This is a genomic window from Rossellomorea pakistanensis, from assembly GCF_016908495.1.
Classification (GTDB): Bacteria; Bacillota; Bacilli; order Bacillales; family Bacillaceae_B; genus Rossellomorea; species Rossellomorea pakistanensis.
Genome location: NZ_JAFBDZ010000003.1, coordinates 156,727 through 181,824, shown reverse-complemented (window position 1 = coordinate 181,824; position 25,098 = coordinate 156,727). Strand labels below are relative to the sequence as shown.

The window sequence follows — 25,098 nt, the reverse complement described above, 5'->3', positions numbered from 1 at the left end:
CAAACTCACCACCAGCAATTTCTTTATTTGTATCAACATCATTTTGATTTTTATCTATTACAGTTTCATCATTAAATCTCCTATAAAAGAAAAGAGACTGCCCCTTAAGAGTCTCAAACCATATTATTTACTCATTTGCAGAAGAATTTCTTCTATAAATTAAGTTATGGTTCCTGACTCCATTGCATTAGGGACAGCCTTTTTATTTAACATTCAATAATATGAGAACCATCGAAGAAAAACAAATACCTTTCGTTAACATTTACTTTTAAAATCTGTTGTAATGCCCGAGTATATAAATCGATTTGAGCAATATACCGTTCCTTTAAAATCGGTTGTGCCTCTTCGAATCCTCCCTTGTAGCGATCGTAAATTCCATCGGTTTTATAATCTAGCAGGACCATGCCTTGATCATCCATAAACACTAAGTCAATGATACCTTGAACTAACAGGCTTTCATCTGTTAAATGAGTTGATGGATCAACCTCACTAACAGGAAGACTCATACTAAATGGAACTTCACGTTGAATTTGTTTTGCTTTCAGCAAGCGATTACCGAGGTCTGTTTCAAAAAAGGCAAGAATTTTTCCGATATCAATTACTTCTATTTGTTCTTGTGAAAGGATTTCTTTTCTTTGTAATTCGACTAGAAGCTCTTTTATTTCTTCTAGAGTTGGTTTTGATTCAAATGAAATATGCTGCATGACTGCGTGCATACTGGTTCCAACTTCGGCAGGTGATAACGTTTTGCTTGCCTGTAGAAATTGTGGTCGATTAAATACAGGCTTTTGGAATTTCCTCACCAATTCCGTACTGCTCGCTTCATCCCGTACTTCAAACATTCTTTTTAATTCTGAAACAGATTGTTTTGAACGAAGTTTAGTTGAATCTAAGTAAGGATATTTCCAGCTTAACCTTGCCTCTATTTCCTCATAATCTTTAGAACCTATATCAACTGCATTCCCCTCAAGTATCGCTGTTTTCCAAGAATGATCAGTTTCAGCTGTGGTCGGCCCGTTTGAAATAAACTCAGATTTTTGGTGTACATTGACCTTCCAACAGGAGGGGTGCGAAATAATCTCCTCTGGGATATCAGTTGCAAAGCTTTTCTCCCCTTGTAAATAGGCACAATCACCATGTCTTACTAGCGCAGGACCGATCCAATCGAGATATGAAGCCGCCCCTGCCCGTTCATAATCACCTAGTAGCCAGTCTTCATTTAATAGAGATGATTGCCAATCTTTTAATGATTTATCAATATCTTTTACAGTACCAATTAGATATAGCTTTTCCTTTGCCCGAGTCAAGGCTACATAGAAAACGCGCATTTCTTCCGCAATCGTCTCCATTCTTTTCTTCCTTTTAAAAGCGAGTTGTGGAAGGGATGGATAGCTGATCCTTCTCTCTGGATCCATGTATTTCGTTGCCAAACCATACTCTTTATCTAACAAATAAGATTGATTCAAATCCATCAAATTAAATTGTCTTGAAAGCCCTGCAATAAACACTACCGGAAACTCAAGTCCCTTACTTGAATGAATAGTCATCATTCGGATGACATCTTCCTGCTCACTTAAAGCACGAGCTGTTCCTAAGTCTTCTCCACGCTCTCTCATCCGATCAACGAACCGGAGAAAACGGAATAACCCTCGAAATGATGTTTCTTCATATTGCCTAGCCCGGTCATACAATGCTCTTAAATTGGCTTGTCTTTGTTTTCCTCCAGGCATTCCACCGATAAAATCATAAAATCGAGTATCTCGATAAAGCTGCCAAATCAATTCTGCAAGTGCTCCTTGGCGAGCCAAAGTCCTCCAGCCTTGAAGGTTTAATAAAAACTCATGCACTCTTTCTTGAACTTCCTTTAATTGGGCTGAAATGTCTTGTGTTTGCCTGGAAAATCGTTTACATGCTTCATAAAATGTTGGTGCTCTTGAATGAACTTTAATTTGAGCAAGTGCCTCTTCATCTAACCCTACAATAGGCGACCTTAAAACCGACACAAGTGGAATATCTTGATATGGGTTATCAATCACCTTAAGAAGGGAAAGCATTATCGCTACCTCTGTAGCCTCAAAATAACCGCTCGAAAGGTTGGCATAGATGGGAATCCCTTGATTTTTGAATTCTTCCATGATTTCCGGTGCCCATGGCATCGATCTTAAGAGAATGACAATATCCCGATATTGAATCGAACGATTCGTCTTTGTTTTTGGATCGAATATCTGTTTTCGTTCTTCAATTAATTCCTTTATTTTTGTTGCCATATAACGGGCTTCAACCACTGATTTTTCAAGATCTTCTTTACTAAATTCATCATCTGTGTCCTCTGGGTCTACTGCTTCCATCTCTTCTTCCGTTTGATTAATCAGTGCCATTTCAATCGGATAGGAGTCCTCTTCCGGGTACGAGGCTCCAAGCTTCAGCTCTGCTTGACTGTCATATTCAATTTCTCCGACAGCAACACCCATAATTTGTTTAAACAAGAAGTTAGTCCCTTCCAAAACTTCATTACGGCTGCGGAAATTTTGAGAGAGGTCAATTTTCAACCCTGTTCCAGCGAATTCTTCAGGTAAAAACCGGTTGTACTTTCCTAGAAATAAATTCGGTTCAGCCAATCGAAACCGGTAGATAGATTGCTTCACATCGCCCACCATAAACATATTCCCACTGGCTTCATCATCTTTTGTCACCAATTTTAGGATCGACTCTTGAACCATGTTCGTATCTTGATACTCATCTACCAGTACCTCTTTAAATTGGCGGCGGTACTGTTCAGCAGCTTTAGATGGCATTCTTTCTCCACTCGAATCCTGATCCGTCAAAATCGCTAAACAATAATGCTCTAAGTCAGCAAAGTCAACAACGCCACGCTCATTTTTTACCGCTTCAAACCTTAAGCTGAATTGTTTTACTAATTCAACTAAAGTACTAATCGTACCTTTCATTTGATACATGTCTCGAAGATAAGTATCTGGCTTACGTGAGAAAAAGTCCTCTTTTAGCTTTTCGATCATTTTCTTCCCTTTTTCACGTAGTTTTTTCGTCTCCTCAATTAGCTCAGGAAGATACTCGTCACCTTTACAATTCTTTAATCTCGTAAATGTGAGATTTGAAAATTGATCATATAACTTTTCCCATGAGTGGTCCTGTACTTTTAGTAAGGCCGTTGTCATTTCCATATCATCAAGAAAATTTTCTGCTCGCGGTGCAGGTCCTCCAGGGATTTTGGTCATTTCATATGCTCTTTGAAATAATCCGTATGCTCCTTGAAGCTGTAACTTAATATCAAACTGCAAAGCGTCGATAAACGGGAGATCATCGATGGACTGATCTACATCGACATCATACATCTCCACTAGATTCTCAAGCCACTTGAATGGAATCGGGTTAGACCTTGAAAAGTCATAAAGCTTACGAATCATATCTTGAAGTGCGACATCACTACGATCATTCGTAAAGGTATCAACAGCACGGTAGAACCTTTCGTTATCTTCCTTGCCATACTCATCTTCAAATAATTCGTCCAATACTTCGTCACGTAACAACTCGCCTTCGGTTTGATCCAGAATTCTGAAATTAGGATCGATATCAATTAGATAGTAAAATTTACGAATGACCTCTAAACAAAAAGAATGAAGTGTTGAAATCGACGCCTTGTTTAACAAACTCAACTGCTTTCGTAAATGGACCGAATCAGGATTCTGGTCAATCGCTTTTTCCAAGGCCGTTCCAATACGATGTCTCATTTCAGCAGCAGATGCATTCGTAAAAGTGGCAACTAGAAGTTCATCAACGTCAATCGGGTCATGAACCGTTATGATTTTCTGAATGATCCGTTCCACTAATACCGCTGTCTTCCCAGACCCAGCTGCAGCTGCTACTAAAATATCCTGATCCTTTGCCCAAATGGCTTTCCACTGATCATCGGTCCATGTAACATCATCAGGCTTTACAGGAATCATTGAATCCGTCATACATATCCTCCTCCTTCCTCATTTTTTCGAACAGTTCGCTTTGTTTCTCTGATGTGATGATTCTAAAGTCATTTTCTTCTAAGGAAGAGTCAAATTGACAAACAGGTCGATAAGAACAAAATTGGCAAGGCGTTCTATCCTTATGTTTATATGGAGAAATTTCCGTTTTTCCTGAAATAATATCGTTTCCGGATTGCTCAAAAAGTTTACGAACATGTTGGCGCATTAATTGAAAATCTTTTTGATTTGCTGCTTTCGATCTTGCACTTAATGATCCGTCTTTTTTAAGCCCTGCGGAAATAATATCAGACGTCCCTGATTCAAGAGTATTATCCATTAGTCTTACTACTTCAGATTCTCCGAGAATTAACCCTTTCATCTTGAAGCTTTTGAAAATTTCATTCTCAATCTCGTCAAGTGTTAGGATTTTTTTACTGTTAACAATCGGGTTATGCACATGAAAATAAAGAACACCCGCTGGTAATGCATCCGATCCAATTAGTTTTTTTGAGTTTGTTAATACGATATCCAAATACGTAAGCATCTGAAGGGCAAGTCCATAATAGACTTCTGTTACATCCACATCTCTAGCACTGGATTTATAATCAACGATTCGTAAATAAACACCATTCTCATCTTCCGCTTTGTCCACCCGATCGATTCGACCTTGAAGCTCCATTTTCGTCCCGTTACGAAGAGTAAATGTGAACGGGGGCAACTCTGCTTGTGGACCAAATCCAAGTTCTAGTCCTACAGGAGAAAATCCACTTGCTTTGGCATGGGCACTTAAAATCAGTGAAGCTCTTCCAATGATTCTTTCAAGCTTCTTTTTAATGTAATGGTGCCGATTTGAGCTTAGTAAAATTTGATTTTGTAATTTGGGTGCCAACATCATTACAGCCTGTTCAGCCAGCTGTATACACTGTTTCTTTGAAAGTTGCGCCCATGTCAATCCATGCTTCTGTACTTCATCTGATATCCACTTCAGAGCCGCATGGAACATCTCACCGATGTCAGGTGCTTCAAGACGAAACATCTCCCTCTCTCTCAGCTTTAACCCATGGCGAGCAAAATGAGAAAACGGACAGCTATGGAACAGTTCCATACGGGATACACTTGCGAGTATTTGGTCACCATATAAGCCTTGACTCGTTTCCTCTTTTAGTTTTTTCGCTCTATTTTGATAGAAAAGACTTGAGAGTATATGTGTCGCTTTTTCTTTCCAACCTGGCTCCTTTACATATTGATTATAGACATCCCACCAAATATCATAGATTGGATATCCTCTTCTTTTTAATTGAAGCTGTGAGGTTAAATAGGAAATCGTCACATTTGGATGACATATATAGTCTAATTGCTTTTCTATCGTTAATTCAGAAGGATCATTCACCAGTAGCTCAATTGGACGATCGGGAAACATTTCAGTCATTCGTTTGATATAGGGTGATGGTAATAGTGCTTTTCCTTCTTCATTCGCTATAGGGTAGGAAATGTATAAGCTTTCTTCTGGGGTGGTGAGTGCTTTATACGCAACAAACTCCTCATCCTGTAGCTTTGTTTTACTATTTGGTGCGATTTTCATTCCTTTCCCTAGAAGGATCTCTCTATCCTCGTCTGATAGAACACCATCATCGGAAATTTTTGCAGGCATTACACCATCATTCATCCCAACGACAAATGCCGCTTTAATGTCTGCTATCCTTGACTGTTCTAAATTGGCAATCAGGATTTGATCAACTGCTGGGGGAACTAGAGAGAACTTCATCGATTCCATTCCTGTCTCAAGGATACTTGCAAATTTCTTTACCGAAATTTCATCTTCCCCAAGTATTTCAACAAATTGGTCTAACAAATCCATAACTGCCTGCCACGCTTGATCATGCTCCCTTGCTGCGATGAGATTTCCACGTGCTTCAGCTTCCATACTTAGGCGTTCAAGCTTTGCAGGTATGTCTAATTCTTCTAAATAAAGATAGACTATTTCACAATAATCACGACCCGTTTTTCCTTTTTGAAGTCTGCGAGCAAAACGGAGAATCGGCGCTGATATAAATATTCTTAATTCATTGATCTCTTGTTCTACTTCTTTTTCCCTTGATGTCTGTGGTACCTCTGCACCTTCTAACCCACGGAACCGTCGATATACCCAACGATCCTTTTTTGTCCATTTGTCTCCTTGAATTCCATATGCCAATACATAGTTTTCAAGACGGTCCATTTTCTCTCTTAAACTATGTGGATTACGGTCGACAGGAAACAGTAAATCTGTCTTGACCGCCCGAAAAACTGGCTCATATCGCCAGTTTGTATTCATAATTTCAAGAGTGGAGCGAATCAATTCAATAAGCGGGTGATTCAACATGGTACGCTTCTGATCGATAAAATACGGAATCTCATAATCTGTAAAAATCGTTTCAATTAGTTCTTGATAGTCCTGCCCATTCCTAACCAGAACAGACATATCTTTATAACGGTAGTTCTGCTTTCTGGCAAGCTTTCGAATCTCTCTTGCCACTCCTTCGATCTCGGCTCTTCGATTGGCAGCTTCCCATATTCTTAATGATGATGGCTCTGTATAGGGAACAATAGGTCTATTCTCGAAATGTTCTTCTAAATAGGTTAATGATCCGTTCTTTGAGCGCTTATTTTGTATTAATTTAAGTGGTTCTTCAACGGCTATTGATTCTCTTTCTGCAATTCCCTTCATGGCTTCATAGGTTTCATTTGTCATTCTAAACAGGGTCGCATCTTCACTCGATCCGACTGTAAGTGCAATAGAAACACGCTTACAAAACTTCATCAGCTGTTCAATTATCATGTATTCTTGTGGTGTAAAGCTATGAAACCCATCAATATAGATTTCCGCATTATCTAGCAATGATGAATGTTGAATGGAATCTGCTAATAATTGAAAATAATCCTCGGAATCAATATATTTATCTTCTAGTTTCTCCTCAAAAGATTGATAGAGGAGATTAAGATCGTGGAGCTTGTCCCCAAGAACTTTCGAATGTTCATGTTCATTTTCATTCATTTGTTCAATCCGGAAGTGTAATTCCTCGGGATGAACACAATAACGTTTAAACTCCGTTAGCATACTTTCAACATGTTCAATAAATCCAGCCTTATCAGCCGCTCTTGTAAACAATTTCAATTCATCTTTTTTTTCGTCCATAATCTTACGGATCATCATGTTTAACCCGACATTTGAAAGATGGTAACGACTCATTCCACCTGTTTCTTGTAACACTCTCCAAGCGAGTCGTGTAAAACTATATACTTGAGCACGAATCATCCCGCCTAATTTAGGAGTATTCGCAATATTGTATTCTGATAAGAATGTCATTTGGTCAGGAACAAGGTAAATAATAGGGTGCCCATTAGGATTTCTATGTAACTTTTCTTTGATCTCATTTAAAATTGTATTCGTTTTACCAGTACCAGAACGACCCTCAATAAATCTTAAAGACATCCTTTCACTCCTCTCTTCGTAACTCTTATCATCTATTGTATCTATTTAGTCTATTAAATAATTGAATAGGTCTATTATAATATACAACGCTCAATCTGTCGGGGAAAATAACTGGGAATTAGAAAAGCGGAAGCGCCTTGAACAGCTCCGACAAGCATAAGACGAGTCACCAAGGAAGGGCGCCTTTTCCCTTCCTTGGTGACTTGGCTTATGTCTCGAGGAGCTAGGCGCTGGAGCTGGACACTAGAAAAGCGGAAGCGCCTTGAACAGCTCCGACAAGCATAAGACGAGTCACCTAGAAAGGGTGCCTTTTCCCTTTCTAGGTGGCTTGGCTTATGTCTCGAAGGCCTAGGCGCTGGAGCTGGACACTAGAAAAGCGGAAGCGCCTTGTACAGGCCTGACAAGCATAAGACGAGTCACCTAGAAAGGGTGCCTTTTCCCTTTCTAGGTGGCTTGGCTTATGTCTCGAGGGCCTAGGCGCTGGAGCTGGACACAGAAAAGCGGAAGCGCCTTGTACAGGCCTGACAAGCATAAGACGAGTCACCTAGAAAGGGTGCTTTTTCCCTTTCTAGGTGGCTTGGCTTATGTCTCGAGGGCCTAGGCGCTGGAGCTGGACACAGAAAAGCGGAAAAAGGATCATTCATAAAGAATCATCCTTTCTACGTCCAATCAGCCATACGCTTCTGCAATGTAGCAGTATGTAATTCGAATTGGATTCCATCTGGATCAAGAAAATTAATGGTCCAGCCACCGCCTCTTTTCAGTGGTCCTCTTACAATCGGGACCTGAGAAACCCTTAGCTTTTGAACTGCTTTGTGAAATTCATCCTCCTCAATGAAAAAAGCAATATGGTCTACTCCCAATTGATGTGATAAAGGTGAAAGCTCCACTCTTTCTTGCAGACAAATCCAGGCTTCTCCCCACTCTAAATAACAATCCATTCTTCCCTTATGTACAAGCTTACACCCTAAAATGTTTTCATAAAAATGAATGGATTGATCTAAACTGGAAATATTTAAAGTCAAATGATTGAATCCTTTAACTTTCATTATTTTTCTTCCACTCATCCTTAAGTAAACCAAAAAGGATCATATCATAGCGGTCTCCATCACGCTGAAGAAACTTCCTAAACCTTCCTTCTTCCTCGAATCCTAAGGATTTATATAACTTGATGGCACGCTCATTGTACGAAAATACTGTTAGCTGAAGTCGAAATAAGTTTAATTCTTGAAAAGCGTAAGAAATTAGGCATGTGAGAGCTTCCTTCCCATATCCATCTCCCCAATACCTACCATCACCAATTGCGATCGTAACCCATCCTGTTCTATGAGTCCATAGAATGCCGTCAACCTCGACATACCCAATGAGTTCATTTGTGTCCATTAAACGAATCGCAAACCGAAAATCCTTTTCAGAAGAATGATTCATCCATTTCTGAATTTCATCATTTGTTTTTGGCTTAAACGGAAGAGCGTCTAGATTTCTTTGTAAATGCTCATTTTTTGACCAACTTGAAATAATGGGGAGATCTTCTTCTAAAAAACCGCTTAACTCAATTCTTTTTCCTTTCAATATGGAGTAATCCATTGTGCTCACCTCTAGAACATATATTCGCGATGAGGTAATAGTTCTCCTTTATTTTTCCTTTGAGATAAGAGGGATTTTTCGAAAAATAGCCACTAGAGAGCAATTTTCAAAAATTGAACTTATTCTCCCTTATTTTTCTTATGCTGTGTTTTATAGTGCTGCCAATAATTTTGACGAAGATTAAGAAGAATCAGTGATTATTATGGGGCTTCTGGATATTATTTTTTAACATTGCGAGTTTTCTTTTCAACTTGTGCCATTCAATTTTCAACTTCAGCAGTTTTCTTTTCAACTTGTGCCATTCAATTCTCAACTTTTACTAGTCTATCGATTTCTCGCCTTAATCCGACAAAATCCGCTGTAATGATCCATCTAAAAAAAAGAAACCACAACGTTAGGTAGTTGCAGTTCTTATTTAAACAAATTCCTTTACTATTTAAACTCAATATCAAATTCGCTTAGCGGCCAGTAGCGTAGGTTTACTTTTCCTACTACCTGCTCTTCATCGATGAATCCAAAATAGCGACTGTCCATACTGCTTCTACGATTATCTCCCAGAACGAAAACCTTTCCTTCAGGGACTGTTTTCTCACCTGTTAATTCTTCTAGTGTAAAATCACCTGTTAATTTATCACCAGGAAATTCTTTTTTGTATCTTTCTAGATAGGACTCACTTTGTTTTTTTCCATTTATATACAATTCATCATCTTTATACTCTACTTTATCTCCAGGTAAACCAATTACCCTTTTAACATAGTCCTCACTTTCATTCGCATGGAAAACGATGACATCAAAGCGATGGAGATCACCCATTTGATAGCCTATTTTGTTCACAACCAGCTTATTCCCATCTTTTAGAGTCGGCATCATTGATTCACCTTCAACAACATAATTTGAAAAGAGAAAGGTTCTAATCACTATAAAAATAATTAAGCCTATGGCTATTGCTTTAATCCACTCTAGCCCCTCTTTTTTTACACTATCTCTCAATTTGATTCCTCCTGCCTTCTCTTTTCAGTGGAGTTATGGTCTCGCTCTGCTTTTTGATTTATATAAATCTCAATTCTTTTACCTACAAGCCACAGAATAAAAATAACTCCTAAAACTATGACTGCTTTATATGGTTGTTTAATTAAAGATATAATATCATATCCGATGAAACTAATGGTAAAGATCATCACCATTTTTCCCGTTAGCACAGCTAGCATATATTGAGCAATACTAATCGACGATAGTCCTGCGACAATATTCACGACTGCCGATGGGGTAAATGGAAAGCATAATAGCAGGAATAAAGGAGCAAAACCGTGACGATCCACCCACTTCGTTAATTTCGAGACCTGCTTATTTCGTTTCAAAAACTGAAAAAGCTTCCGGTTCCCAAACCTTCTCACAATAAGAAATACAAGTAATGCCCCTAATGATGCACCAATCCACGAGAATAAAAAACCAAACCATAGACCAAAAGCAGTGGCATTTGCTGTAACAAACACAACTAATGGGAGAAATGGTAAAAACGCTTCTACCATCGGCAACAGAATACCAGGAATCGGACCAAATGATCGGTATTCCTTTATCCAGTCCATTATATTTTCTATAGTAAAAAATGCTTTGATTGTCTCGATATCCATATAGTATGTTACTCCTTAGTGAGCAATGAACAATTTGTTAGAAAGCTGAATTTAGAATCTCTAAACTAAAGCAGTACCTTATAATAATTGAAGTATACCATATCATGTCCACTTTCCATAAATTTTCCTCCATTAGCAGAGTTTATAAGTACATTTACCTAATATCAGTTACAATAAAACTTAAATTAATGTTTGAATTCTGATTTCCCATCAGCTCTCAATATAAGAAGAGCGGAAGCGCCTTGAACTGGCCTGGCAAGCACAAGCCGAGTCACCTAGAAAGGGTTATTACTTGGCTTATGACTCGAAGGCACAGGCGCTGGAGCTGGACAATGAAAAATCTTTTTAACCATAAACACTCCAATTTTTTATACATTCTTATCGAACAAAAAAGAACCTCCGAAGAAGTTCTTTTATAAAGGCTCTTTTCTTAAGCTTGTTACCTAGATAGACTATTCACTAAAATAACATCGTTTGTGAAATTTATACGTTACAAATATTCATTGAACCAATTTTTAATATAATTCAGTCTCTCTACTCTCAGATTAGGTTTGCCGTTCCTCGATAAATTATGATTAGATTCTGGGAAACGAATAAATTTTGTCTCTTTCTTTTTTCGCTTCAATGCAATGTAGAGCTGTTCTGCTTGCTCGATCGGGCAGCGATAATCTTTTTCGCTGTGTATTATTAGCAGCGGCGTATCGATCTTACCCACGTACGCAAGTGGCGAATGCTTCCACAGCTTCTCAACGTCTCCTAAGTCACTTTGTATTTGCCATTCTGAAAAGTAGTAACCAATATCGCTCACACCGTAAAAGCTTACCCAGTTACAAATTGATCTTTGTGTTACTGCTGCTTTAAATCGATCGGTATGTCCAACAATCCAGTTTGTCATAAAACCACCATAGCTTCCGCCCGTGACACCAAGCTTTTCTTCATCGATGAAATCATATTTCTTAAGGACATAATCAACAGCATCCATTATATCCCTGTAGTCATTTCCACCGTAATCACCACGAACGGCATTGACAAATTGCTGCCCATAACCATGACTTCCTCTTGGATTAATGTAAAGAACAGCATAGCCCGAGCTTGCTAACATCTGAAACTCATGAAAATAAGTATTTCCATACATAGCATGTGGACCACCATGAATGTCTACAATTAATCCATACTTTCTACCCTCTTCAAAGGCAGTTGGCCTCATCAACCATCCATGTACCAGCAAACCTTCTGCTCCCTCAAACTCAAAAGCTTCAGGCTGGGACAATTGTTTTTCTTGTAGAATTTCATTATTTACATCTGTTAGCCTCTGCAAATCACCAGTAGGGACATCTAAATAGTAGAGATCCCCCGGCTCTGTTGGCCGGCTAATCGCCAACAAGATTTTTTGACTGTTAGAATCAAGGTCATAGCCGTACACATACTGATCATCTAAGAGGGCAGGATACATTTCTCCATCAAGGTTTCCGTAATATAAAACCGTATTACCATGGTCGGTTGCTAGAAAGTAAAAGCTCTGATTATCCTGTGACCATATTACACCTGGATTTCCAACACCTTGTTGAAAGTCAATCACCATATAATCTCCTACAGGCATATCAAGCTCATTGGTCATGCACATTATCGTTTCTTCTTCGACATTATAAAGCCATAGCTTTGAAAGTGTAGCATTTTCAAATTCTCGTTCGTGTCCAATATAGGTTATGTATTGACTATTCGGAGACCAAGTTACTTGCCCAAACCAGCCGCCTCCGTTCGTAATCCGCTTCTTTTCTCCTGTTATACTATGTAATAAAAACACATCGGATTTAAATGAAAAGTCGTTATCTTCTTGTTCATCGCCAGTATAAGTAATAAACTTTCCATCTGGCGACCATCCTTGGAGCTGATAGTTGCGCTGCTCATCTGTCAGTCTTGAATGTTCACCTGTTTCTATATCAACAACAAAAATATGATTCTTTTTTCCATCCAAAAAACCGTGATCATCTGACTTATATTTCATTCTTACAACCTCTAAAGGCTTAAGAACCTCTTTCGTTTCATCCGGTTTTTCTTTCTCGTTCAAGTCGATTGAAGAAGAAAAGGCTATCTTCGTCCCACATGGTGACCATACAGGATTTGTTGCTCCATTTTCACAATCTGTAATTTGCCTTGCTTCCCCACCGTCTTTTGATAAAATAAAAATTTGATTTTTATCTAATCGGTTGGAAACAAATGCTACCTGCTTTCCATTCGGTGACCACCTTGGAGACTTATTACGATACTCTCCAAATGTCCATTGACTAATAGAGCCTGTTTCAATATTAAGGTGATATAGATGGGAAAAATAATCATTCTTTTCTTCATCGATATTCGTTTGTACATACACAGCCTCTTTCCCGTTAGGAGCTAGGCGGGGATCGGCAACTGATTTTAATTTTAATAGATCTTCAGCTGTGATTTCTTTTCTTGAACTCAACTTTAACCCTCCTCAGAACATTTACTTAAACTTGTTCGACAGCTTAACATTCATTCCCTTTTATTCCTTCTAATTTAGAATGAAAAAATGATCTTCCATTCATACTAAGGCTATCTTCGACAAAAATTTACGTTTTTTAGTTATTGATAATTCTTCTTTCATTGCATACAATAAAAACACGAACATTTGTTCCTATACTTTTTTTATAAAGGGGCTACCGCTATGACGAGAATACCTGAGGAAGATCGCGATATTCTAGAGAAGGCTATCTACCTGCCAATGGTTCTCACCGTCTTAAACAAGGACTTAAATCTGATTAATCAAAGTCCATTTAAGCTAAAAAGACCTTATATGGAGTTAATTGAAGAAACAATGAAAGTCATTCAGCAAGAACTTTCTGGTATCAAAAGAGAAATGAGGGTTCGGAGAATGAAAGTGGAGCGAGTTCAGACGGACGATGCGTTTACAATGTATATGTTTCTCTACAAAGGTTACGAAGAACATCACAATTACTTCAACCCTCGCCTGCGAAACCGAGTTGAAGACCTATTGAGATATTACCTGTATCAGCGTTTTCTAAGGAAGGATTACGGTAAAAGTATGAAGGCGTAGGAAAATCATTTTCCCTAACAAAAAAGAGCCTCTTTTGGCTCCGGATACTACAAACGCTCGATGATTTTATTTCTGTGATAAATGGATTGCTTCAACAGAAACTTTATATGTTTGTCATTCAGGGGTTTTTCCAGAAGAAAGTTATAATTATAATACCAAAAACGATGCCATGAACTTTTTACTTTAGCTATCACAAAACCCCTCCCAACCTATTATTTGTCCTCAAGTGTACGATATGAAAGTTAAGTATTTATTAATATTCTATTTATTTTATGTAAAAACATTTCTAAATAGCTTAAGAATGATCATTTAGTCGTTTTTTAAGATAGTCCCCCTCTTTTAACACATAAAAAAAGCGAGAGAAGATCAATTTTTCTCTCACTGATTGCCTCATATAAGTAACCATCAATTTACTTAATAGAGGAGACATTTCCCCCCCCTATATCAGTTATATCTGCAGTTAGTTATATCTATTTCCATTTCTAATTCCAAAGGAAAACGAGAATTTTTGTGAATCCATCATCTCTACCGTTACCTTAACAGCTTGCTCAGGAATATTTGAAGGTAAAGTGAAATGTTTGCTGCCCTTATGTGTGGCTAATCTTATTTTTTTATCATCTATGTAGTACACATTTAAGCTTTTAACAGCTCGTTCCTTATCCTTCAAATCAATAGAAATATTTTTCCTTATCATTTACTCGAAATTCTTTTAGTACCGTCGTCTCAATGGGTAAAAGAAAAGGTTCATCATCCTCTTCTATACAACTATCTGTAACCTTCCACCACATATCATAGGTCTCTTGAATGGTTAAAATGTTGTACCGTCAATGCTGACTAAAGGAATAGGCGTCTCAGTATTTTCAGTTTTATGGATCACCATTTCTTCTTTTATTATTCCATACCCTATTTGGGCAAATGGTACCCCAAAAAGAACGAGAAATAATAATGAAACAAGTAATTTCTTTTCAGATTTCATTCGATAAGAGAGAAAAAGACAATATACGATAATAATAAAATTCAAAACATACAAAAGATAAAGAGGTCTCTCAAGTGGTGTGCGAATTTAATACTATTGATAGTGGTAGGTACAATAGTAGAGATATAATAGAAAATCCCCAAGATTTTTTTGTATAAGCATTGATAAACCATCCTAGTGACAACATAGAAAGAAGAATTAGACAAATTAAAAAGAAATAGAACAGACCCCCCCACGGTCATTGTTTAAACTGTGAAATGTTTAAAAGTATGGTCATAATTCAATTATAAATATAGCACAAATGACTATTGATTTAATATTCCCCTATAATTTGATGAGACAGGGCTTTATAAAAAAAATAACTCTAACATTCTATAACTCAAATAGAATGTCAGAGCTATTTGTTTATCTGTACATATCAGTTTAAAACATAACCAATTTTCATTTTTCCACATTTGATTTTTTCAAAAAATAAGGCGATATCCACTCTGATGCTTGACTTGAAATACGTCCTCCCTTTTGATATATAGCTTTCTTTTCCATCTCATCAATCCTTTGACTAAACTTAATTCTTAACATTGAGGTTCTCATAAATTGAGCTTCAAACGAGCTGTAGGAAATAGGTACTTCAAGAGATTGTTGGTTACGAAATGTGATCAAGGTTTCCTTCGAGGATACCCGTTCATAAGAAGCAACATGCTCGTGGGCAATCCAGATACACTCTGGTTTTGTGGGCGAGGTTGTGGGGAAAAAATAAATAGACGTGTGCGGGTCTACAATGATAGGTGCTTTATGGGTAACGCCTGTTAAACGGCGGGTTCCATTTTTTCTCCCTTCAAAGGATGAACCAAAATATTCACAGCTCTTTTTTAGAATTTCAATCGGCCTATAGGGAGATGTATAGGTGTCATGTAATTCCATTATTTTTGTAAACGTCTTTAAACCATAGGAATCAGGAAGCAACACCATCGTAAAGGGATTAATTTCATATTCTTCTATCATTCGAGATTTATCAACCATCTTAATACCTCCTTCTTTATACCTTGTATTGTACCATCATTTTCCACTATTAACATTATCCAAATTGTGAATAAAATGTAAAAAATTCGTATACCATGAGCCAAACTCAATTTTTCAGAAAATTTAATAATTTAGTTGAATTTTTATGTCCTTTTCCATATAATAATAAAAAGACTTCAGAGGTGATCGTGTATGGATAAGAAAAAATCCTATACAGAGATGATGAAAGCTTGTGCGATGACCCGGAAATCAGCCACGGACCAGTCGATGATGGATGTCTACATCGATATGATTTTGAGTGAAATCTTGTTAAAGAGCAAAAAAGAAAAATTAGAAAAGAAGATCAATGACGCCCTTGATGAGAAAAATGAAGAACGTTTTCTTGTGTTATCCCATCAGTTAAAAGATTTGCATCAACAGCTTGAGATGTAATGTATTTATCCCTCTGATCAATCATCAGAGGGTAATTTACTTTTTTAGCCACTGTTTCCTTTTTTCCTTTATTTTCGTCTTTCTAGTTTCTACGGATAGCATATTTCGTTGGTTCGTATATTCTAATAGTTGTTTGTATTTCTTAGCCTCGTCTAATTTCTCATTTAATTATTTCAAAACCACTCCCCATTCTCGTAATATTTCTACGAATGAGGAGTGGTTTTGTTCCGATTATTGCTTTTCTTTTCCTTCATATTCCTCCAACATCTTCAGGCGTTCAAGCATTGTTGGATGACCATAACGGAAGATTTTGACGATAAACGGTGGATTCACTTGACTGAGTCCAACTTTGGAAAGCTGTTGGAAAGAAGAGATTGCAGCTTCTTTATTCCCAGTCAATTCAATCGCATATCGGTCCGCTCTTACTTCCTGGTACCTCGAAATCCAATTCGACAATGGACTTGATGCAAATAATAAGACAGATGTAATCAATAAAAATAGTGGAAGGGAGCTGAGATGTGATACTTTCTTTACTTTTAAACTTTCGCTATGCTTCTCAACAAGTCGGTTCATCCATTTAGCCGCAATCCATAACCCTACAAATGAGAATAGCAGGTAGATGCCGATTCCAATATAAATATGCTTTTCAACATAATGTGCCATCTCATGCGCCATTATAAAGAGAATTTCATCTTGATTAAGTTTATTTAGCGTTGTATCCCAGAGCACGATCCGAGAGTTTGAACCCACCCCCGTCACATAGGCGTTCAATGCATTCGTTTCCTCCGACATATTCACTTCATAAACATGATCAGTCGGGATGTTTGCTTTACTTGCTAATGAAAGGATTTGTTCCTCTAGCTGTTTATCTTTTAACGGATAAAAATCATTGTATAGCGGGTCAATTAACACAGGCTGTATAAACATTAAGAAGATAGAAAATGGAACAGATAATGCCCAAGCAGCAAGCCACCATCTTTTTGGAAACCTTCTTATTAACCAATAAAGTACAGTAACGATGACGAACATCATTAAGTAATTCACCCAAAAGTCGGTAAATTCATCCTTCATCCACCCACTAAAGGACTGTGTTGAAATATTGTATCTTTTTGAAAGCGTATGTGAAATGTACTGGAACGGAAAGATCGCAATAAAAGACGTTAACGTGAGCCAAAATAAATAAATTCCCGTTTGCAAAAAGCGAAATTTAGTTGTTTCCACTGCCCAGTTTTCAAATTTTCTCGAAACACCAAGGATTAGAATGAGAAAATAAAACACCCATTCATATGGTGTGGAAAGAAAAAACAACAGATTACGAATAGTAGAATACTCTTCTGACAGCATCAACTCTCTAGAGTTCATAAAGGTTTCTGGATCTGCACTCGTACCTTTAAGCGAGTTGGGTAATGATGAATCTGCTAGAAAATATAAATAAACATACATAACTAATCCAAATAACAAATAAGCGAAAACCCCTCGAAATGCCCATTTTCTTACCATAAAATTGTCTTCTCCTCCCTTCTCTCCCTCCTTACTATATGTAATAACATGTCCTATTTTTTAGAACAAAATAATCAGAATGGAAAAATAGCTTTAAAAATCGATCAACCCTGCGGGAAAATAAGTGTTGAACGGTCAATATATGCTATGTATCAGACAAATTATCGTCAAACCTGAAGGAATTAATTACCTTACCGGACAAATTAATGTCGATTTCCGTCATATGAACACTATGTTTCCACAATCCAGATTTAAACTCTTTTTAATTATTGGGGCCGGTCCATCCCTAGTGGTTCCAGCCCTCATATGGGACAGTCCTTTACGAAGTAAAATCTCCCTTCACATAAACAAAACGGAATAGAGGGAAAGAACTCCAATGGACCCTAATACCACCACGATGACATTCGCTCCTAAAAAAGCTAAAACAAAGGCCGCTATTGCTCCTATAGCTCCAAATGAAAGATTTCCTACTTGAATAAATAAGATTTTTGGAAAAATCAAAGCACCTAGCACGGCATATGGGACATTTTTTAATACACCTTGTAAAAAGGGAGGAAGCTCTTTGCCTCTAAAGACAACAAAAGGGAGCATTCTCGGGATATAGGTTACAACAGCCATTCCAACGATCATTAACACTATAGATGTATTCACTTATCCCCTCTCTCCCTTCTTTGTCTTCAGCTGAACGAATTCAATTAACAACGCTGATATTGATGTCGCAAGTACAATCGACCATCCTTCTGAAATCGAAGTCGAAAATAAAAAGACAGTGTTAAAGATAGCCGCTGTTCCTGCTAAAAATACTACTTTGACACTCTTTTTCATGGAAGGAACTAATAGTCCAACGAACATTGCATACAGTGCCACAGACATGCTCGCTTGAAGAAAGGTAGGGAGAATTTCACCAATTAAGTAACCGAGTCCAGAGTTAATGACCCAACTTAAGTAAGAAACGACGATGACACCAAACGCATAGGCCGTTTTGATTACTCCATCCTTAACAGAAATAACCGTAAATGTTTCATCGGTAATCCCGAATGAATAGATTGCTTTCTTCCAAAGAGAATCCTCCTCAAGTTTTTCACTTAAAGACGCAGACATCAGAAAGTGCCTAATGTTAACAATAAAGGTGGTTAGTACAACTTCAAATGCACCAGTGCCAATAGCTAATAAACTTAATGAGATATATTGAGCTGCACCGGCAAAGACAAAAACACTCATCATAACCGTCTCTATAAATGTAAGTCCAGTCGTTTTCGCTAATAAGCCGAAGGTCAGCGCTATCGGAAAATACCCGACGGCAATGCTGGCACCAGCGCCTATCCCTTGCCGGAAATAGCTAGTATTCTGTGTATTTAATAATGCCTCCAACCTCTCCCATCTCCCTTGTAAATATGTTAAAATAGACAAAAGAATATTTTCATTATATTATACATACGACCGTTATAACATACAAGAGAGGGTTGATCTAAATTTGGATAAATTCCCCGAGCAAATTGGATCTAATATACGAAAGCTCCGAAAGGATAGAGGATGGAGCCTAGAGAAAGTGGCTGAAACGACTGGAGTAAGCAAGGCAATGATTGGACAAATTGAACGAGGAGAATCCAATCCTACAGTAGCAGTCCTTTGGAAAATAGCGAATGGGTTAAAAATTTCCTTTACATCGCTTCTCAAAAATGAAGATCATCCCGTAACATTTGTTCACTACAAAGACGTTCAGCCTGTCCTTGAGGATAATGGGAGGTATATCGTTTATCCGATATTTCCTTTTGAACCTACAAAGAAGTTGGAAAGCTACCGGGTTGAATTAGAACCGGGATGTTCCTATGAAAATGAAGGGCATCAAGAAGGCGTAGAAGAGTACTTAACAATATTAACTGGTACAATGGAGCTTGAATTAGATGGACAGAAATTTACACTTTCAGAAGGCAGCTCCCTCCACTTCTATGGACATAAACCCCATATTTATAAAAACACACATGGAGAAAAAGCGGTCTGCCAGATGGTGATTTATTATCGGGACTAAAAGAAAAGCGGAAGCGCCTTGTACAGGCCTGACAAGCATAAGACGAGCCACCTAGAAAGGGCGCCTTTTCCCTTTCTAGGTGGCTTGGCTTATGTCTCGAAGGCCTAGGCGCTGGAGCTGGACATAGAAAAGCGGATGCGCCTTGAACAGCTCCGACAAGCATAAGACGAGCCACCAAGGAAAGTTGCTTTTCCCTTCATTGGTGATTTAACTTATGACTCGAAGGTCTAGGGGCTTCCGCTTGCCACTCATAAACTTTTCTATCCTTTCTTATCACTAAAAAGGTGATACATGTTTCATCTTTTCCAAAACATGCACCACCTTTTTCACTATTATTTCCCTTTAAATTCAGGTTTTCTTTTTTCACTGAAAGCAATTAATGCTTCCACACGATCTTCTGTGGGAATCGTTATTTCATAGGCTTTTCTTTCAATCTGAAGACCCGTTTGCAGATCCACATTCATCCCATTGGTGATCGCGAATTTTGCCTGCTGTAGGGCAATAGGTCCATTTGAAAGCATGAGTTCGGCAAATCCTAATACCTCCTCCATAAAAGCCTCTTTTGAAGCGACTTTTGTTAATAAACCATATGAAAATGCTTCAGTCGAGCTTAATCTTCTCGCTGTTAAGATGAGCTCAAGCGCTTTTGATTCACCTATAAGTCGTGGTAAGCGTTGGGTTCCGCCTGCACCTGGGATAATCGCTAGACTCGCTTCTGTTAATCCCATCGTTGTTCCTTCAACAGCAATCCTAAAATCACATGCTAGAGCCAGCTCCATTCCCCCACCAAATGCATACCCATTCATAGCCGCTATGGTCGGCTGTGGTAGATTACTAATAGAATTAAAGACTTCTCCGATTTTATATACGTTTCTTTTTACTTGTTGATCTGTAAGTGTTTTTCTTTCTTTTAAATCCGCCCCTACACTAAAGGCTTTCTCTCCAGCACCTGTAAAAATAACCACACGAATATCAGGGTTAATCCTAATTGATTCGACAACCTGTTCTAATTCAACAAGAGTGTCATAATTAAAGGCGTTCATAGCCTCTTCTCGGTTAATTGTCACAATAGCCAAATGCTTTTGCTGCTCTAATAAGATTGATTCCATTTTGATTCATCCCCTTAAATGATATCTCCACTATTTTTATATTTCGACAAAATTTACGAAAACCCTTTCATTTTTTAGAGAAGTATCTCCTTCACTACCTTAGTCCTTTGGGGTGATGTCTAAAACTAAATTAAATGAAAAGAGCCAACCTCGAGGTCAGCTCTTACTTATCTATGATTGTAATACTTGATCCTTTAGGGCTCTTCTCAAAATCTTACCTGTTGTGTTCTTTGGAAGTTCTTCAAGAAATTCAATGACTTTTGGCCATTTATATTTAGCAAGACGTTCTTTGCAATAGTTCATCAGACCTTCTTCTGTTAGATTTTTCTCGTTGCTGACAACAAAGCACTTTACGACTTCGCCTAGTTCAGGGTCAGGGACGCCAATTACGGCGACTTCAATGACGCTAGGATGATTATAGAGAACTTCTTCCACTTCTCGTGGATAAACATTGTATCCACCTACTAGAATCATATCCTTTTTACGATCGACAATATAAAAATAGCCATCTTCATCTTTTCTGGCAAGATCACCTGTATATAGCCATCCGTCTTTAAGAGAAGCCTTTGAATCCTCAGGCATCTTATAATATCCTTTCATGACATTCGGTCCACGAACAACTAATTCTCCTACTCCACCAATAGGAACCTCTTCTCCAAGTTCATCGACAATTTTATTTTTGACATTCATAATATTTGTGCCAATGGAACCCGGTTTTCTTGGGCGATCTAGTGGATTGAAACATGTAACAGGGGATGCCTCTGAAAGACCATAGCCTTCTGATACGATGACATTAAATTTTTTCTCAAAGTTTTTCAACAGTGCGACAGGAAGTGAAGCCCCTCCCGATATGCATAGTCTTAATGAGGCTAAATCATTAGGATTTCCATCTGGAAATTGATAGAGAAAATTATACATGGTTGGAACACCTGCAAAGACTGTTGGCTGATATTTATTGGCTAAATCGAAAATCTCTTTTGGACTAAATTTCGGAACGATAAGTAAGGTTGCCCCAGAAATTAATGGTGCGTTCAATACAACCGTTAGACAGAATACATGAAACATTGGTAATGTGGTAACAACACGATCTTCCTCATTCATTTTCAAATAATCCCCAACGTCTCTAGCATTTGAATAAAGGTTTTTATGTGTCAACATAGCCCCTTTAGGTTTTCCTGTAGTACCTGATGTATAAAGAATAACAGCAATATCATCTTCTTCTAATTCCGGACCATTAAAGAGAACATCTCCGTTTGCCACCAACTGTGTAAACGATTTCAATTTGGAATAGATTGAAAGTGTCCTAGGATTGACTCCTTTCACTCTTTCATCTCCTGTTTCACAAATAATGTAATGCTCAACTTCAGGTAATGCTGTGTGCATTTTCTCCATTAATGGGACAAGTATATCTAGAGTAATAATCGCTTTTACATCACCGTTTCGAACAATATAGCCAATCTCATCAGGTGTATAAATGGGATTTACTGGGATAATTGTAGCCCCTAGCCTCATTGCACCATATAAAGCAATGATGAAGTGAGGGGAATTCCCCAGAACAAGTGCAATGTGATCTCCCTTTTGAATACCCATGTCTTGTAATCCACTTGCAAATTTGTTTACCGCACCATTCAACTCTCCATATGTACTAGACTCTCCCATAAAATAATAGGCAGGTTTTGTATTATGGATTTTCGACGTTTCTTCTAACCGTGATGATAAATTCAATTTTCCCTCCCCTTTCAAAATATGAATGAATAGTCATTCATAAATTAATTGTTTTCAATTTCATTTTATAGAATGGAATAGTATTATTCAAGCGACCTATTCAAATATTCACAATTTTTCATCTAGTTTATGAGAAACAGTGTTAAAATTACTAAAAATTCTTTTACTAGTTTGGGGTGCCTATGAAACTAGTAAAAAATCATTATTTCAGTTCGGAATGGGGATTCAAGTCATACGTTAACTTCCTTATTAGGCTTTGCTTTATCATTCAATCTCGGAATTGCTATAGGTTACTGGAATAAAAAATAAAGGCTGTTACAGTACAAATATCAAAGGAGGATGACCGAACAAAGTCACCCTCCTTTCAAATTAATAGATTAAATCAATGAGCTCTTCTTTCGTTATATTCCCGAAATAGTGCTTCACATCAATTCCCTCTAATGCTTTTTCAATTTGCTCTCTATCATAACGCTTACCTTTTAAACGCATTTCAATATCAGCGACGTCACCAACCCCAAAGAAATCACCATAGATTTTACAATCCTCCATGATCCCTTTATTCACATTCAAACGAACATCTACACCTCCAACAGGGAAGCGGTGCGAATGCTGTAAATCAAATTTCGGCGATTTCCCATAATTCCAGTCCCAATTTTGATAACGCTCTTTAGAGAGCTGATGGATTTTTCCCCAATCTGTGTCCGTTAATTTGTACTCTTGAATATCATCGACTTCATCAAAAATGTAGCGCAAAAGCATGGAGCGAAACTCCTCAATGGTGATCTTCTCTTCAAGGAATTCTGAAATATTTGCTACGCGGCTACGAATCGATTTGATCCCTTTCGACTCAATTTTATCTTTACGCACTTTTAATGCAGAAACAACGTTTTCAATTTCTGAATCAAACAGTAATGTTCCGTGACTAAACATTCTCCCCTTTGTTGAAAATTGAGCATTACCAGAAATTTTACGACCTTCAGCCACAATATCATTCCTGCCACTGAGCTCTGCGTCAACGCCTAATTTTTTCAGTGCTTTTATAACAGGCTCAGTAAACTTTTGAAAGTTATGGAAACTCTCCCCATCATCCTTGGTGATGAAACTAAAGTTCAAATTCCCCTTATCATGATAGACAGCTCCACCACCTGAAAGACGACGAACGACATGCAGACCTTGGCGATCGACATAATCTGTATTGATCTCTTCAATTGTGTTCTGGTTTTTCCCGATTATAATAGAAGGTTCATTTATATAAAATAACAAATACGTCTCATTTATATCTAAATTTTTTAGTGCATATTCTTCAATCGCTAAATTAATTCTGGGATCCGTGATTCCTTGGTTATCAATAAAAAGCATTTAAATTCCTCCTAAAATTCCACTGTTAGATCTTTCTTTGCTAATAGTACTTTTCCTTTAAAAATTGAGCTGGATTCTTCTACTAATTGATTGAGATCACCGAAATGCGGCAAGTGAGTAAGAATTAATTGTTTCACACATGCTCCTTTAGCAATTCTAGCTGCTTCAAAGCTCGTCATATGACCAGCATTCGCACCATTCATTTCTCCATAAAAATTAGACTCACATAAAAATACATCAGCATCTTTTGTAAATGGAATAAATTCTTCTTTAAAAGCTGAATCGGCTGTATACACGAATACTTTCCCACCAGCTTCTATTCTCATTGCATAGCATGGAACCGGGTGCTTTGTTTTTAAAAACGAAATCGAAAAAGGGCCAATTTCTACTGTTCCATTTGGATTATATTGGTGACCTTTCATTAAGTTCTTATATGTAAGCTTTGCAAATGATGTTTTGTCTTCAGCATGTGCATAAACAGGCAAAGTACGATTGTACTCGCCTAAATGATATTGAATCAACAATGCATGTTGTAGAACACCAATGTCTGCAACATGGTCGGGATGGTAATGCGAAAGGATAAGAGCATCTAATTCCTTCACGTCTATATGTGTTTGAAGAAATGATAGGACTCCACTCCCACAGTCAACAAGTAATTGAAATCCATCGTATTCAAGAAGATACCCAGAGCTTGCTTCCCCTGCTTTTGGATAGCCTCCCCATTGACCGATGACCGTTAGCCTCATTATGGCGACATCTCCTTTTAAATCCAATGATAATCGTTTTCACCTACGCCTTTACTATACTTCATTATGCCTATTTTTTCATTAATAGCGAATTGCATTCAAAAAATCATTGACGAGGATGAATCTGTTATAATACAATAAAATATAAATAAATAACAGTTATATAACACTTGTACAAAGGGGTAATCATTTAAACGGAGGGGATTTACTTGTTAACGAGCATTGTCGATTTTTTCAAAAACCTACCACCTAAGCAATGTACGAAATGCGGAGAGAATATTGAAGAGCAGCATGAGTGCTATGGCAACCATTGCGACCATTGTATTGGTCAACAAGAATTGTAATTAGAAAAGTGGAAGCGCCTTGAACAGGCCAGACAACTTTTTTTCAATAATACTCCTAATTTTTATACATTCTTATCAAAGAACAAAAGAGTTCGGTTGAATGCTTAATCTAATGCAT

At 37.7% G+C, this 25,098-nt stretch carries 21 protein-coding genes; 4 read left to right on the top strand and 17 right to left on the bottom strand.

Translation table 11 applies throughout. The features are described from left to right. Positions 1–206: 206 nt before the first annotated feature. From addA to JOC86_RS14745, 7 genes are all read right to left on the bottom strand, one after another. A complete protein-coding gene (gene addA, locus JOC86_RS14775) occupies positions 207–3,977 on the bottom strand; it encodes a helicase-exonuclease AddAB subunit AddA (protein ID WP_205173688.1) in 3,771 nt (1,256 codons plus the stop codon). Further along, positions 3,946–7,449 carry a helicase-exonuclease AddAB subunit AddB gene (gene addB / locus JOC86_RS14770; protein WP_205173687.1) on the bottom strand — a complete coding sequence of 1,168 codons (3,504 nt, stop codon included), beginning with the start codon at positions 7,447–7,449 and terminating at the stop codon, positions 3,946–3,948. The genes addA and addB overlap by 32 nt, the downstream gene beginning before the upstream one ends. Before the next feature lie 659 nt (positions 7,450–8,108). Beyond that, positions 8,109–8,498: a VOC family protein gene (locus tag JOC86_RS14765; protein WP_205173686.1), complete on the bottom strand. Its 390-nt coding sequence runs from the start codon at positions 8,496–8,498 to the stop codon at positions 8,109–8,111. After that, on the bottom strand, positions 8,488–9,036 hold the full coding sequence (locus JOC86_RS14760; protein ID WP_205173685.1) for a GNAT family N-acetyltransferase: 549 nt from the start codon (positions 9,034–9,036) through the stop codon (positions 8,488–8,490). The genes JOC86_RS14765 and JOC86_RS14760 overlap by 11 nt, the downstream gene beginning before the upstream one ends. 432 nt (positions 9,037–9,468) lie before the next feature. Then, positions 9,469–10,026, bottom strand: a complete 558-nt coding sequence (gene lepB / locus JOC86_RS14755; protein ID WP_205173684.1) for a signal peptidase I — start codon at positions 10,024–10,026, stop codon at positions 9,469–9,471. Next, complete coding sequence (locus tag JOC86_RS14750) at positions 10,023–10,667, bottom strand: TVP38/TMEM64 family protein (RefSeq protein WP_205173683.1); 645 nt, start codon at positions 10,665–10,667, stop codon at positions 10,023–10,025. Before JOC86_RS14750 ends, lepB begins: the two co-directional genes overlap by 4 nt. Positions 10,668–11,157: 490 nt before the next feature. Further along, positions 11,158–13,128 carry a S9 family peptidase gene (locus JOC86_RS14745; protein ID WP_205173682.1) on the bottom strand — a complete coding sequence of 657 codons (1,971 nt, stop codon included), beginning with the start codon at positions 13,126–13,128 and terminating at the stop codon, positions 11,158–11,160. Positions 13,129–13,350: 222 nt separating this feature from the next. Here JOC86_RS14745 and JOC86_RS14740 point away from each other — a divergent pair, with 222 nt between their 5' ends. Beyond that, positions 13,351–13,740 (top strand): YhjD family protein, encoded by a 390-nt coding sequence (locus JOC86_RS14740; protein WP_205173681.1) that lies wholly within the window; start codon positions 13,351–13,353, stop codon positions 13,738–13,740. A 460-nt stretch (positions 13,741–14,200) separates the two neighbouring features. On the opposite strand, the gene JOC86_RS14735 is transcribed toward JOC86_RS14740, so the two are convergent. The 3 genes from JOC86_RS14735 to JOC86_RS14725 form a co-directional block, all read right to left on the bottom strand. Then, the gene (locus tag JOC86_RS14735; RefSeq protein ID WP_205173680.1) at positions 14,201–14,434 is read right to left on the bottom strand and encodes a hypothetical protein; all 234 of its coding nucleotides are present in this window, start codon (positions 14,432–14,434) and stop codon (positions 14,201–14,203) included. Between the two features lie 114 nt (positions 14,435–14,548). Further along, entirely contained in the window at positions 14,549–14,716 is a 168-nt protein-coding gene (locus tag JOC86_RS14730) for a hypothetical protein (RefSeq protein WP_205173679.1), read from the bottom strand. A gap of 441 nt (positions 14,717–15,157) precedes the next feature. Then, positions 15,158–15,736: a competence protein ComK gene (locus tag JOC86_RS14725; protein WP_205173678.1), complete on the bottom strand. Its 579-nt coding sequence runs from the start codon at positions 15,734–15,736 to the stop codon at positions 15,158–15,160. 192 nt (positions 15,737–15,928) lie between these two features. Between JOC86_RS14725 and JOC86_RS14720 the strand changes: the two genes are divergently transcribed. After that, positions 15,929–16,168 carry an IDEAL domain-containing protein gene (locus JOC86_RS14720; RefSeq protein WP_205173677.1) on the top strand — a complete coding sequence of 80 codons (240 nt, stop codon included), beginning with the start codon at positions 15,929–15,931 and terminating at the stop codon, positions 16,166–16,168. A 231-nt stretch (positions 16,169–16,399) separates the two neighbouring features. On the opposite strand, the gene JOC86_RS14715 is transcribed toward JOC86_RS14720, so the two are convergent. From JOC86_RS14715 to JOC86_RS14705, 3 genes are all read right to left on the bottom strand, one after another. Next, positions 16,400–17,668, bottom strand: coding sequence for a M48 family metallopeptidase (locus tag JOC86_RS14715; RefSeq protein WP_205173676.1), 1,269 nt, complete (start codon positions 17,666–17,668; stop codon positions 16,400–16,402). Positions 17,669–18,007: 339 nt separating this feature from the next. After that, positions 18,008–18,298, bottom strand: coding sequence for an AzlD domain-containing protein (locus JOC86_RS14710; RefSeq protein ID WP_239587662.1), 291 nt, complete (start codon positions 18,296–18,298; stop codon positions 18,008–18,010). Between the two features lie 21 nt (positions 18,299–18,319). After that, positions 18,320–19,039 carry an AzlC family ABC transporter permease gene (locus JOC86_RS14705; protein WP_205173674.1) on the bottom strand — a complete coding sequence of 240 codons (720 nt, stop codon included), beginning with the start codon at positions 19,037–19,039 and terminating at the stop codon, positions 18,320–18,322. A 103-nt stretch (positions 19,040–19,142) separates the two neighbouring features. On the opposite strand from JOC86_RS14705, the gene JOC86_RS14700 reads away from it, so the two are divergent. Then, positions 19,143–19,697, top strand: coding sequence for a helix-turn-helix domain-containing protein (locus tag JOC86_RS14700; protein ID WP_205173673.1), 555 nt, complete (start codon positions 19,143–19,145; stop codon positions 19,695–19,697). A 332-nt stretch (positions 19,698–20,029) separates the two neighbouring features. Here the strand turns inward: JOC86_RS14700 and JOC86_RS14695 are convergent, their stop codons facing one another. The 4 genes from JOC86_RS14695 to JOC86_RS14680 all read right to left on the bottom strand — a co-directional run bounded on the left by JOC86_RS14695 (position 20,030) and on the right by JOC86_RS14680 (position 24,636). Then, positions 20,030–20,806 carry an enoyl-CoA hydratase-related protein gene (locus tag JOC86_RS14695; RefSeq protein ID WP_205173672.1) on the bottom strand — a complete coding sequence of 259 codons (777 nt, stop codon included), beginning with the start codon at positions 20,804–20,806 and terminating at the stop codon, positions 20,030–20,032. Positions 20,807–20,977: 171 nt separating this feature from the next. Beyond that, positions 20,978–22,531 carry a fatty acid--CoA ligase family protein gene (locus JOC86_RS14690; protein WP_205173671.1) on the bottom strand — a complete coding sequence of 518 codons (1,554 nt, stop codon included), beginning with the start codon at positions 22,529–22,531 and terminating at the stop codon, positions 20,978–20,980. 369 nt (positions 22,532–22,900) lie between these two features. Beyond that, the gene (locus JOC86_RS14685) at positions 22,901–23,890 is read right to left on the bottom strand and encodes a lipoate--protein ligase (RefSeq protein ID WP_205173670.1); all 990 of its coding nucleotides are present in this window, start codon (positions 23,888–23,890) and stop codon (positions 22,901–22,903) included. Positions 23,891–23,901: 11 nt separating this feature from the next. Continuing rightward, positions 23,902–24,636: an MBL fold metallo-hydrolase gene (locus JOC86_RS14680; protein WP_205173669.1), complete on the bottom strand. Its 735-nt coding sequence runs from the start codon at positions 24,634–24,636 to the stop codon at positions 23,902–23,904. A gap of 209 nt (positions 24,637–24,845) precedes the next feature. On the opposite strand from JOC86_RS14680, the gene yhfH reads away from it, so the two are divergent. Continuing rightward, on the top strand, positions 24,846–24,980 hold the full coding sequence (yhfH, locus tag JOC86_RS14675; RefSeq protein WP_205173668.1) for a protein YhfH: 135 nt from the start codon (positions 24,846–24,848) through the stop codon (positions 24,978–24,980). Positions 24,981–25,098 lie beyond the last annotated feature (118 nt).